Genomic DNA, 11794 nt, shown 5'->3' with positions numbered 1-11794 from the left:
AATATTAAAGCATCCCAAAGAAGGATGTATCTTACAAAACGGGATGCTCACTGTTAATCAAAGATAAATGCTTGCTTTCCTCACAAGTTCCTCAAATTCTTTTGCTATATATAAATATGGGGCGAAAACCTTTAAGAATATTTAAATTCAAAAATCGCTAAACATAGTTGAGGGATGAGTCATTTTTGACAATCCAGCATTTAGAAATCTGAAACAGTAAAGACCAATTACCAATGAACTAGGAGGTCTATTATGATGTTTAAAAAGATTTTAGTTGCATTAGATCGTTCAGAAATAGGGCAACAGGTTTTTGAAGAAGCATTGAGTTTAGCAAAGTTAACACAAGCTAGCTTAATGTTAGTCCATGTCCTATCTCCAGAAGAAGAGGGTAGCCCTTACCTACCTATGATGTCTAATTTTGACTACTATCCAGGATTGACTAGTCAAAGCTTTGAGTTATACCAAAAACAGTGGGATACCTTTAAAAATTTGGGAATCCAGATGTTGCAATCTTTCTGTGCCCAAGCTAATACAGCAGGTATAAATACAGAATTTACACAAAATGTTGGTAATCCTGGCAGAATTATTTGTGACTTAGCCCATAGTTCTGGCGCTGACCTAATTGTTATGGGGCGGCGGGGTCATTCTGGGCTGATGGAACTATTTCTCGGTAGTGTGAGTAACTACGTTCTTCACCATGCTTCTTGTTCGGTTCATGTTGTGCATCTGTCCGTTGCTGTTAAAAAAGATGAAGTTGTCAAAGAAACTACAAGTACTTTAAGCGTTAACTAATTACTACTTTGTCAAACTATTTTTGAGGGTTTGTAGTAAGGACTTTAGTGTTTAGAAAAGAAGGACTAAAGTCCTTACTACGAACTTGCTTACCATCAATTTAAACTTGACAGACTACTAATATTGCATAAATCATAGCCAGCCAAATTCTGAATTTGGTTTATCCTCAACTACCCAATTACCTCAATTAATGGCCTCTATAGAGTCAAATCGCTACAAATTATCCTTAACTGCACGGTATTAGGCTAAAATTGAGCGTAGGCGTAGCCCATCGTAGACATCGCTTTTTCAGTGAAAAAGAAAAAGTCCTCTACCCAAAATTAGAGTTGAGAGCAAAAAGTGGATCTATGAAAGAAGATACCATTGAGATCGCTGGTTTTCATGCTCATGTTTACTTCGATGCTGCAAGTCGGGATGTAGCTGCGCGTGTACGTGAAGGATTGGGCGCTAGATTTGAAGTGCAACTCGGACGCTGGTTTGACAAGCCTATTGGGCCCCACCCAAAAGGGATGTATCAAGTTGCTTTCTTACCGAATCAGTTTGATAAAGTCGTCCCTTGGTTAATGCTTAATCGTGAGGGATTAGATATTCTTGTCCATCCTGAGACAGGCGATGCTGTCTCAGACCACGCGATTTATTCTCTCTGGTTAGGAGAAAAATTAGATTTGAATATTGAGTTTCTTCGACAGCTTAGTTCGACTTCATCCAATTAAAGGAAGTAGCACTTTGTTGTGTAAAAGTTATGGACTGAAGCGTGAAACTTGATTATGAGGACTAAAGTCCCCACTAGAAACTTTAGATTTGCGATCGCCTACCCGCAACACCATACTGATACTAAAAGGGATTAGCCTCTGTCACCACTTCCGGCAGTGGAATAAACTCTGTTTCTTCTGACACGTTAGCAAAGCGGCAATCTTGCCAATCGGCTTTTGCTTGCTCTATCCGCTCTGGTCGGCTAGAAACAAAATTCCACCATTTGTAGCGTGTACCCAATGGTTCACCACCAATAACAATACACCGAGCAGGAGCAGCAGCAGAAACCCTGATTTCATCTGTTGGTTCTAGGATGGCAAGGCGATATGGCTCTAGCGGTTCCTCATTAATGCTCAAACCTTCTGTGACACTGTATACTGCCCTCTCTGAATAACCAGTGGGGACAGTAAAGTGAGCATTAGCAGACAGTATCACATCTAAATAGAGAATGGGTGAGAAAACTTTGACTGGTGAGGTGTACCCAAGTGCTTGTCCAGCAATGAGTTTGATGATAGCGCCATTCTCTTCCCAGGTAGGAAGAGTTTGGGCAGGATAGTGAGTGAAGCTTGGATCGATTTCTTCGTATTCTACAGGCAAGGCGACCCAGGTTTGAATGCCATGAATGGTAGTTTCTTTTTGACGATCGATATCTGGCGATCGCTCCGAATGTACAATCCCTTTTCCCGCCGTCATCCAGTTTACAGCACCCTGTTGAATCTCCTGCACAGTGCCTAAACTATCGCGGTGCATCAAAGCACCATCAAATAGGTAAGTTACGGTGGCAAGATTGATATGAGGATGTGGTCGGACATCGATACCTTTGTTGGGTGGCAAAACAGATGGGCCAACATGATCAAAGAAGATAAACGGCCCAACCATTTGACGATGAAGATATGGCAAACTGCGGCGGGCAACAAACCCACCCAAATCTTTAACTTCAGGTTCAATCAATTGAAGTATTGCCATAAGTGATGGGGGGTGATTGGTGAATGCTGGAATCATTATAAGTAGATCCACCAGAAAAAAGCTAACCTTTATGAGTTATTGGTTTGTGCGATCGCTTCCGATGGAAGCTTCGCACCATCGCTCCTCTTCGGTCACGAGTCAGAATGGGCTAAACCTTAGCTATCCGCTAACAGAATCAATAATTACTGCTGTGGAAAAAGCAGGCTTCAAATTGGTGGGCAAATCAGAAATTAACGCCAACCCAAAAGATACTAAAGACTATCCGGGCGGAGTCTGGACACTACCTCCCACCTTGAGCCAAGGTCAAAATGATAGGGAACGCTTCGTTACTATTGGAGAGAGCGATCGCATGACCCTAAAGTTTGTCAAACCCAAAGCCCTGTAAAGAAGGGAGAAGGCAGTGTTACAACTGAGTCTGCTGCTTCAGACAAAGGCGATCGCACTAACAACTGCATTCAAGCGCACATATAGCGTTTTGTAAGGAAGCTTCTCGTAGAAAAAAGAGAAAAAATCGAAGCTGCCATAAAATAACAACTCAACTTAATAGTACCCTCAAGGGTACTATTAAATACATTTTTTAGTTGATATCGTAGCTTTGAAGCACAGCGATGGAGGCAATCTTTTTTCTAACTAGCATTAAAAATTACAGGTTCAACAAAATAACCAGTTTCAAGTGTAATTACAGCCACAAATCTTGTGAATAAGTGGCTCTAGCTTTTATTCCAGGTACAAATTATCTTTATCAGCTTCAGAACTCAATATTTGTGCTTTGAATATATGAAGCTATGTGAATACATTACTTATGTCAATAATTTATCCCCTAACACATCTAAGTCTTGCATTGATCGAATGGGTGTTAATAGGCAGGGCAATTCGTCTGTGGCAGCAATCAACCAGCTTCGCAATGATAGTGTTACCTATAGTGCTATTGAGCATTAGCTATGACAATCTCATTCTTTCAATAGGAAGTTTTATTGGTGCAGGAGAGCTTTTGAAAACTCTCAGTATGCTGCGCTTTCTATTACATTATTTAGTTGTACCGCTATTCATTGTGATTGGTGTTGAACTCGCTCACCGCGGCGGAGCTGGTTGGGCCAATGGAGTAATGCGGGTTTTATCTGCGATCGTTGCATTGGGACTTGCAGCGATAGATATTGCCACCCATTATATAGGGCTGGAACTAGTTCCAATAGAGTTTGCGGGAATTCTACGCTATCATGTTGCCAACTTGAGTGGCCCACCAATTATCACTATTGTAGTTAATATATTTGTCCTACTAATTGGCATTGGTATTTGGTTCCGGCTGAAATGGCCTTGGTTATTTTTAGGAACATTGGTTTCCTTTTTTGGTAATGCTTTGCCCTCAGATGTAGTAGGTACACTTGCTGGTAGTGCATCTGAATTTGTCATGGCTATAGGTTTACTGTTAACTGAGGATTTTTCCCAAAAAACGAAACAAAAAAGTATCAGGGAAAGTCTATTGATAAACAGGTAACTTATGAAAAAAGCAATTATTATCTGTGGTGGAATTGGCGGTGCTGCAACTGCGTTTGCCCTAAGTTATGCTGGTCTTGAACCTGTTGTATTTAATGAGATTAATTGTGTAAATATTCTTTACATTTAATCTGATTTGATTCCTTGGCTCTTAATGGAATTCGCTACAATAAAATATAGTTTTTCTCTCTGAAATCTGAAAGAAATCTAAGGTTTTATATGATTATGCGCCTTCCCATAATTTCTATCACCTTTCTGGTTGCCAGTCTTACTACAGGTACAGTTTTGAGTGTTGCTGCTCCAGCTTCAGCTCAGGAAATAATAACTTGTTCAAGCCAGAATAATCGAAGGAATACTTGTGCGATAAATACAAGAGGCAGAGTGAGGCTTATCAGGCAATTGTCTAACGCCAGTTGTAGAGGAAATTGGGGCTATGGAAGAAATCGTATTTGGGTAAAAAATGGTTGTCGAGCTGAGTTTTCAGTTGGCGGTCGTAGAAACGGCAGATATGGCAGAAACGACAGATATGACAGAAACGACAGATATAACAGAAACGACAGATATGACAGAAACGACAGATATAACAGATAGTCAACTAGGTATTTCATCAACATATAGGACTCATATTTGATTGCGTGAAAAAACTCCGTACAATTCAAAAAGCCTTCTTTCCTATTGCCTTACCACGCAAGTAAATATGGCTACGCCACAGTGCGAGAACAAAAATCAAATCCAGACTTTTTCTCCATAAAAAAGCCCAGTCATATTTTAACTGGGCTTTTAGCTATCTCAATCAATTATTGGAGATAGAGTAGTTTCCTCAACATCAATTAAACAGCAGCTTGCTCTAGATTAACCTTGACAACTTTGTTCTTTTCTCGCTCGGACTTGGGCAGTGTCAAATTCAAAATACCGTTTTTATAATCTGCGGTGACATTAGTATTTTGAACCCGAGCAGATAGAGGAATTACACGTTGGAATTTACCATAGTAGAATTCGCTCTTGGTAGTGCCATTGTTTTGGGTTTTGGTTTCAGACTTGCGTTCACCGCTAATGTGAACAGTATCTTCTGTAACTTGAATATCTAGGTCTTTAGCTTCCAGCCCTGGCAGTTCTAGCTTCAGATAAATTGCATCATCAGTTTCTTGCAGTTCAGCAGCCGGAACTTTGACAGAGCCTTTTTCAAACTGTGCAGATGGGACTTTAGTGTCTCCCAATAGACCGTTGATGTAACTTTCTAAAGTGTTGAAATCTTGTGCAGAGTTGTAACGAAATAACATATTAATTTATCCCTTGTATCAGTAGTAGTTTTTGGCTCAACCAATCTTTGGATTTAAATCCTTGCTTTGATTTCCATCATATTGAGAAATAACAAGTTTGTAAATTCGGTTATTCTCACCAAACAATGGATGATTCCCGCACCAGATTAGGCGGTAAAAAAGATATTACGGTTTACTCTCATTTCTCGGTTCGGTAAACCGAATAATAGCTGTCAAAGGGGATTTACTTTAACACTAAGCTTTACTTTCTTGTAACCAAACGGTTATCCCTGCGCTCCCACTTTTCTTTATTGAATTGACTGCGCCACTTCAAAACTAAGTTCAATTTCAATTCTTTTAGTGATCTTTGCTTGTATGGGCGAGTACCAAACTCATTAAACTATCTAAAATGCGATCGCGTGACAATGGCATCATTTCTTTGCCATATAGCATTTCCTGCACCATCACATAGGATACCAGTGAGCCAAAAAAGATTTGCGCTGTTGCTTCTGGGTCAGTAATGCCTAATTCTGGGTGAGAAGCTAAATACTGGCTCAGTAATAGCCGTCCACGTTGAATCACGGTTTGAGTATATAATTTTGCCAATTCTGGAAAGCGTTGCGACTCGGTGATAATCAAGCGGAATAGTGCTAAGTATTCAGGATTGTCGGCAACTTTTGTTAGATAAATTTCAGCAATTTCACGCAATAATATCGCTGCCTCACCATGCAAATCTTCTGTACAAAAAATCCCCTGAAAACTAGCAATTGTTACTCTTTCGATCAACGCCTTAAATAATCCTTCTTTATCTTGAAAGTGACTATATAGCGAGTAGCTTTTGGCGCTTCTGTAATGCACGAACCAGATATTTTATTTCTAGATGAACCGACATCTGGGGTAGATCCTTTAGCCCGTCGTCAGTTTTGGAAGCTGATTAATGACTTTGCCCGCAATGGTACAGCAATTTTGGTGACAACGCACTATTTAGAAGAAGCTGAACAGTGTAACTGCATGAGTTTTATGGTAGCCGGGAAAATCGCCGCCGAAGGTTCACCCAGTTCTATCAAAGCTTCTCAACCAGGACAACTTATAGAGATTATCGTTAACCAAAATCAAGCCGCTTCCAAGATACTTAAACAACATCTTGATTCGTGGCGTGTCTCGATTTTTGCCGATAGTTTACACATTGTTCTTGATGACCCGGAAGCAGAAATTCCCGAAATAACTCAGCTTTTAAAATCTGCACACCTGACTATTGAATCTCTGCGTCCGATTCCTTTCTCTTTGGAAGATGCTTTTATTGGTATCGTTGAACGTGCGGTCGGAGATTAGGAACATGAAAACTGAGAATAAATAATGAAAAGAATTTTTCCCAATGTGTGAAAGGAATAGCGCAATTTCGGCGCGATCGCTTAACTTTAGGTTTAGCATTTTTATTGCCATTTTTAACTCTATTGATTTTTGGGTTTGCGATTCGTTTAGAAAGTAAAGATATTACCCTGATTGTGCAGGATTTTGACCGCATAAACCTAAGTAGCAGCTATATTGAGCGTTTATATGCTACCAATCAATTTGTACCTAAGCAATGGTCAGGTGGTAATCCGGTACGGGATGCAATTGACAGAGGTATTGCTAAAGCGGCAGTGGTTATTCCTCCCCAATTTAGCCGAGATATTTAAGTTGGTAGAAATGCAAAGGTGCAAGTATTGATTGATGCCACAGATGTTAATAATACTCGTGTAATTAGAGGTAGCATTCAAAGAGTAACTAATTTCTTCATGCAAGACCAAGGATTAATACCAGATAAAAATATTATTACACCGCGAATCTGCTTGTGGTTTAACCCTGGTAGATTGGAGTCGTTGTACATTGTACCGGGAACTTATGGTGTCGTATTGTGGATTTTTCCCTCATTGCTAACAGCGATCGCAATGGTACGTGAAAAAGAAAAAGGTACAATTTTACAAGTCTATGCTTCTAGCATTAGTGCAACCGAACTGTTACTTGGCAAAGGGCTAGCTTACCTGCTAATTGCAATTACAGAAGCCTTAATAGTCATGGGATTAGGGTCAATAATAGTTTAGGCATTATGTTAGCAACTATTTGCGGTTCTCAACAACAAGTATTACTTACATCTTTTTTTATAAATTTACCAATGATCCAAACTTCGGGGGCAATATCTCCTATTGAATCTATGCCTCCTTTATTTCAATTCCTCTCTCTTTTTAATCCACTTCGTCATTACATTACTATTGTTAGAGGTATTTTACTTAAAGGGGTTGGTTTAGATGTGCTGTGGTTGAATATTCTAGCATTGCTTGGTTTTGCCGTTGTTTTATTAACTATTAGTGTTCCTAAGTTTCGGAGTCAGTTAAGTTAAACTGTACTATCTCATTAATTCTGATAACATCTGTTCAAGAATATCTTCCATAATTTCTTCGTCTAAGTAGTGTGGAGTTGATGGTCCACCGAGAAATTCTTTGATAGTAATCTTCTGCTCTCTAAAGTCTTTGACAAAATCTCGGATTTGAGAAATAGCATTCATTTGAGATTCTATTGTTTTTAACATCAAAGACATAGAGTCAATGCCTTTTTTAGCAGCTTTACGAGAATCACTTACCATAGTTCCTTCTGGAGTATTTTTTGCTAACCGTAGTTCCATTTTTAAGTTTTCATATTGAGTGAGGAGAATTTGATTTTGCTGTTCTATAGTTCGACATTTGCGAGTTAAATCATCCTCGTTATTAAGATCAATAACTTCTCCCACCTGCTGAATTCGCTCAATTTCTAAAAGTCTTGCCAAATCTCCTTCTTGGTAAGCTTTATTGATTGATTTCATGATTTCTGTATGATATATCTGTGTCTCGCTGTCTCTTGTCTTATCAGGGTGAAAGATTTCAGCTAATCTGAGAAATGTTTCCCGAATTTTTCTCTTATCCTCTGTTCTCGCTACAGAGGAAGATTCTACAGACTGTTGTGCTTGCCAATATTGATGGCTACCTTCAGCCGCTTCCTCTGAAAAATCTGATTCGGATTCGGAATTATTAAATAGTTCGTTTAACTCTGTATTGAATTGTTTGCGACTCGCGTTTGGACTAATAATCCCTGTCAACTGGAGTTCAAGGTAAACTGCCTCTATATTTTTGATGGTTTGCTTCCCAAACTTTCTAGTGGTAAAAATTTCATCAAATAGAGCATGAATATCTCGGTCTAACTCAGCCATTTTTTGAAAGTGGGGACTAGCTTGATGAAATATTTCTGTGGCAAAAGTTCGCATTTGCTCGACAAAATTGTTCAATTCCGTTCGCTTTCTTTTAATCTGTTTAAGTAGCGATTTATGTTCTGCTTCTAAAAACTCCAAGCGGATATGTAATTGAGAGAGTGCTAATGGAGTTACTTCAGTTGATTGTAATGGAAGTGATTTTTTGCGAGCCATGAAACACGTATGTAAGTTTAAGGTTTAAAATGTAATTGCCAAAGTTATTTCGTCAATGCGAAAAGAACGTATCTAGTGATAATACATGAACTCTGGATACTTTTTTTGTCAAGAATTACTGTAATGGACATAGGCCACATCATCTATATTGTTACTATCGGGAAGCGCACCATGCGAGAAAAATCATAAAATATCACGATTAAGAATGACACCACAAGACGCACGACAATACGCACCAGCAACTGAGCGCAACCGAGAACCAATTCTAGAAATACTTTTGCAGGTATTACCCAAAAGTGGCACTATTTTAGAAATAGCAAGTGGTACTGGTGAACACGCGGTCTTTTTTGCATCCAGGCTAATTCCTCGCCTGTGGCTACCAACAGATGCAAATTTAGAGTTACGAGCCAGCATTAGTGCATGGACTGAACACAATGCCTGTGATAACGTTTATCCACCGCTTGAGCTAGATGTTAGAGAGCCAGTTTGGGCAGTGGAGAAAGGGGAAGTAACTCAGTGGCTTGATAGGGAGCCAATTGTCGCTATCGTCAACATTAATATGATTCACATTTCACCGTGGTCAGCCTGTTTGGGGCTAATGGCAGGGGCAGGCCGTATCCTAAAAGCAGGAGGTATCCTCTATTTATATGGGCCCTTTAAACAAGGTGGAGAACATACAGCAGCGAGTAATGCAGCTTTTGACGAATATTTACACACCCAAAACCAAGAATGGGGTGTGCGGAACTTGGATGATGTAGTGGCAGCAGCTAGGGCAGAACATTTCATCTTGAAACAAATTTACCAAATGCCAGCCAATAATCTTTCAGTAGTGTTTGAACGTGCCGCTAATGAATAATTCCTGGAAATAATTTCTTAGTGGACATAATTTAATTCAATTCAAAATAATTGCAGATATGTCAATTTTCTGGCTACTTTCTGCTGTGCTACCTCAAGGCTAAATATAGACTCATATTTGATTTTTGAAAAAACTCCGTACAACTCAAAAAGCCTTCTTTTCTATTGCCTATTGCGTATTCTCTTCTTTCCTTGCCACGCTGCGCGAACAGAAATCAAAGCGGATTCCTATAGCTTGGAAAGCAATTGATGAGAAAACTATCCAAGCTATTCACAAGTTCCTCAAACTATTTGTCTACAATTCAAGACTCAGGGCATTCCAGAAGCGAAAGGCTCATTCTGATTGAGGCTAGAAGCAATGTCAGTCAAAACTTTAACAGTCAACGACAAACTTATTAGCGCCCGTGAGGAGGAAACTATTCTCCAAGCGGTGCAAGATGCAGGGATTCACATTCCTACTTTGTGCCACTTGCAAGGAGTTGAAGATGTTGGCGCTTGTCGGCTTTGTTTAGTAGAAATTGCTGGGAGTAATAAACTCCAACCTGCTTGTGTAACAAAAGTTGCTGAGGGTATGGAAGTCCAAACAAATAGCGATCGCCTGCAAAAATATCGTCGCACCATTATAGAAATGCTATTTGCTGAAGGTAATCACATTTGCTCGGTCTGCGTAGCTAACGGTAATTGCGAATTGCAAGACTTGGCAATTGAGATGGGTATGGATCATGTGCGCTTAGATTATCATTTCCCCGATCGCAAAGTCGATATTTCTCACGCTCGCTTTGGCATTGACCATAACCGTTGTGTTCTTTGCACTCGTTGCATCCGTGTTTGTGATGAAATCGAAGGAGCGCACACTTGGGATATGGCGGGTAGAGGGACAAATTCTCATGTAATCACTGATTTAAATCAGCCTTGGGGAACCTCAGATACTTGTACTTCTTGCGGCAAATGCGTTAATGCTTGCCCTACAGGTGCGCTTTTTGACAAAGGTTCGAGCGTCGGGGAAATGAAACACCAGCGTGCCAAGCTTGATTTCCTACTTACAGCAAGAGAAAAGCAGCAATGGCTTGTTTAGCTACTGTTCATAAATTAGCACAACGAGGTAAACCTAATGTTACGCCGCATCCTAAAAATTTTTTGGTGGCTCCTATTGTTGGCAATATTAACAATATATATATACCTGGGTTTAGCAACCTTCACATCTCAACAGGTAATCGCTGCTGTTATGCAATTAGAAGATACGCCAGAAGAAATCCTTTATCGCTCACAAGAAAAATTAAATGATGAATTAGGAAATTATTGGCAAGTTATTTTGTTTAAGCGAGTTAATTCTAATAGCAATAAAATATCTTCAATAAATCTCCGATTGGTGGGATTTCCTGGTTCTCAGGAATTGCCCCATCCCTTACCCCTAAAGATTACTACAGATACAGGCAAAGTATTAACTGCTCCCGATATATTCCTAGATGAAGCACCAGCACCAACCATCGCTCAGTATGACTTCAAGAATGTTTTGCCTCAATTGTCAACTCAAGAATTGTTGATTGGTATACCTGTAGGTAAACAACACTTCATCAATCTTTCAATCCCAAAATATATCGTGCAGGAATGGCAAGAAATTGCACTAAAATCCTGAGTGCTAAGGTCAAAATTCATTTAAGAAATAAAATGACTCGTTTAAAATTAGCAACAGTTTGGCTAGGCGGCTGTTCTGGCTGTCACATGTCTTTTCTCGATTTGGATGAATGGCTGATTGATTTAGCAGCACAAGTAGATTTAGTTTATAGTCCCTTTGCTGATGCTAAAGAATATCCCCCAGGGGTAGATGTGGTGTTAGTTGAGGGTGCAATTGCAAATGAAGATCACCTGCAAATGATTCAGATAGTAAGAGAGCGATCGCACATTCTTGTCTCTTTTGGTGATTGCGCTGTCACTGGTAATGTTACTGCTTTACGCAATCCTTTAGGTAGTGCCGAACCTGTTCTGCAACGTTGTTACATCGAAGCAGCAGATATTCACGGCACTATTCCCCATGAGCCTGGCATTGTACCAACCTTACTAGATCGGGTGATACCAGTGCATACAGTAGTGCCAGTTGATATTTATTTGCCAGGTTGTCCACCCTCCGCAACTCAGATTAAAGCAGTGTTAGAGGCACTCTTAAGGGGAGAAAAACCACAGTTAAAAGGACGTAAATTTATCAAGTTTGGTTAACTTCACAAGTTACTCAGATTCTTTA

The 11794-nt window shown here is 39.7% G+C and carries 17 protein-coding genes and 1 pseudogene; 14 read left to right on the top strand and 4 right to left on the bottom strand.

Annotated elements, in window-relative coordinates; genetic code table 11:
* The first annotated feature begins 255 nt into the window (after positions 1-255).
* Positions 256-792, top strand: a complete 537-nt coding sequence (locus IQ274_RS11900; protein WP_163936582.1) for a universal stress protein — start codon at positions 256-258, stop codon at positions 790-792.
* Between the two features lie 347 nt (positions 793-1139).
* Positions 1140-1505, top strand: coding sequence for a DOPA 4,5-dioxygenase family protein (locus IQ274_RS11895; protein WP_163936564.1), 366 nt, complete (start codon positions 1140-1142; stop codon positions 1503-1505).
* Between the two features lie 121 nt (positions 1506-1626).
* Here IQ274_RS11895 and IQ274_RS11890 read toward each other — a convergent pair whose 3' ends face one another.
* Entirely contained in the window at positions 1627-2511 is an 885-nt protein-coding gene (locus IQ274_RS11890) for a pirin family protein (protein ID WP_194142381.1), read from the bottom strand.
* A 70-nt stretch (positions 2512-2581) separates the two neighbouring features.
* Here IQ274_RS11890 and IQ274_RS11885 point away from each other — a divergent pair, with 70 nt between their 5' ends.
* The 4 genes from IQ274_RS11885 (at position 2582) to IQ274_RS38015 (ending at position 4596) form a co-directional block, all read left to right on the top strand.
* Complete coding sequence (locus IQ274_RS11885; protein ID WP_228058155.1) at positions 2582-2896, top strand: hypothetical protein; 315 nt, start codon at positions 2582-2584, stop codon at positions 2894-2896.
* Between the two features lie 417 nt (positions 2897-3313).
* Positions 3314-4006, top strand: coding sequence for a hypothetical protein (locus IQ274_RS11880; RefSeq protein ID WP_194142426.1), 693 nt, complete (start codon positions 3314-3316; stop codon positions 4004-4006).
* A 3-nt stretch (positions 4007-4009) separates the two neighbouring features.
* Entirely contained in the window at positions 4010-4135 is a 126-nt protein-coding gene (locus IQ274_RS37325; RefSeq protein WP_265578537.1) for a hypothetical protein, read from the top strand.
* Between the two features lie 89 nt (positions 4136-4224).
* Positions 4225-4596 (top strand): DUF3011 domain-containing protein, encoded by a 372-nt coding sequence (locus IQ274_RS38015; protein WP_416209835.1) that lies wholly within the window; start codon positions 4225-4227, stop codon positions 4594-4596.
* Between the two features lie 239 nt (positions 4597-4835).
* On the opposite strand, the gene IQ274_RS11870 is transcribed toward IQ274_RS38015, so the two are convergent.
* Positions 4836-5285, bottom strand: a complete 450-nt coding sequence (locus tag IQ274_RS11870) for an Hsp20/alpha crystallin family protein (protein ID WP_163936579.1) — start codon at positions 5283-5285, stop codon at positions 4836-4838.
* 336 nt (positions 5286-5621) lie between these two features.
* The gene (locus IQ274_RS11865; protein ID WP_322745229.1) at positions 5622-6122 is read right to left on the bottom strand and encodes a TetR/AcrR family transcriptional regulator C-terminal domain-containing protein; all 501 of its coding nucleotides are present in this window, start codon (positions 6120-6122) and stop codon (positions 5622-5624) included.
* Between IQ274_RS11865 and IQ274_RS11860 the strand changes: the two are divergent.
* The 4 genes and pseudogenes from IQ274_RS11860 to IQ274_RS37310 form a co-directional block, all read left to right on the top strand.
* Positions 6093-6596, top strand: a pseudogene (locus tag IQ274_RS11860) (AAA family ATPase); the annotation flags it as partial. The gene IQ274_RS11865 and the pseudogene IQ274_RS11860 sit on opposite strands and share 30 nt — an antisense overlap.
* A 47-nt stretch (positions 6597-6643) precedes the next feature.
* Positions 6644-6943 carry a hypothetical protein gene (locus tag IQ274_RS36480; protein WP_228058154.1) on the top strand — a complete coding sequence of 100 codons (300 nt, stop codon included), beginning with the start codon at positions 6644-6646 and terminating at the stop codon, positions 6941-6943.
* An 18-nt stretch (positions 6944-6961) separates the two neighbouring features.
* On the top strand, positions 6962-7348 hold the full coding sequence (locus tag IQ274_RS37315; protein WP_322745228.1) for an ABC transporter permease: 387 nt from the start codon (positions 6962-6964) through the stop codon (positions 7346-7348).
* Between the two features lie 5 nt (positions 7349-7353).
* Positions 7354-7644 carry an ABC transporter permease gene (locus IQ274_RS37310; protein ID WP_265578535.1) on the top strand — a complete coding sequence of 97 codons (291 nt, stop codon included), beginning with the start codon at positions 7354-7356 and terminating at the stop codon, positions 7642-7644.
* A gap of 6 nt (positions 7645-7650) precedes the next feature.
* Here the strand turns inward: IQ274_RS37310 and IQ274_RS11850 are convergent, their stop codons facing one another.
* A complete protein-coding gene (locus IQ274_RS11850) occupies positions 7651-8700 on the bottom strand; it encodes a J domain-containing protein (protein WP_194142380.1) in 1050 nt (349 codons plus the stop codon).
* A 205-nt stretch (positions 8701-8905) separates the two neighbouring features.
* Between IQ274_RS11850 and IQ274_RS11845 the strand changes: the two genes are divergently transcribed.
* From IQ274_RS11845 to IQ274_RS11830, 4 genes are all read left to right on the top strand, one after another.
* On the top strand, positions 8906-9556 hold the full coding sequence (locus tag IQ274_RS11845; protein WP_194142379.1) for a DUF938 domain-containing protein: 651 nt from the start codon (positions 8906-8908) through the stop codon (positions 9554-9556).
* Positions 9557-9913: 357 nt separating this feature from the next.
* Positions 9914-10630, top strand: coding sequence for a bidirectional hydrogenase complex protein HoxU (gene hoxU / locus IQ274_RS11840; protein ID WP_163939287.1), 717 nt, complete (start codon positions 9914-9916; stop codon positions 10628-10630).
* A 36-nt stretch (positions 10631-10666) separates the two neighbouring features.
* The gene (locus tag IQ274_RS11835) at positions 10667-11191 is read left to right on the top strand and encodes a DUF3122 domain-containing protein (protein WP_163939285.1); all 525 of its coding nucleotides are present in this window, start codon (positions 10667-10669) and stop codon (positions 11189-11191) included.
* Between the two features lie 32 nt (positions 11192-11223).
* The gene (locus IQ274_RS11830) at positions 11224-11769 is read left to right on the top strand and encodes an oxidoreductase (protein ID WP_163939283.1); all 546 of its coding nucleotides are present in this window, start codon (positions 11224-11226) and stop codon (positions 11767-11769) included.
* Positions 11770-11794 lie beyond the last annotated feature (25 nt).

This window comes from Nostoc sp. LEGE 12447 (assembly GCF_015206985.1).
Lineage (GTDB): Bacteria > Cyanobacteriota > Cyanobacteriia > Cyanobacteriales > Nostocaceae > Nostoc.
This window is presented reverse-complemented; position numbering and strand designations above follow the sequence as displayed.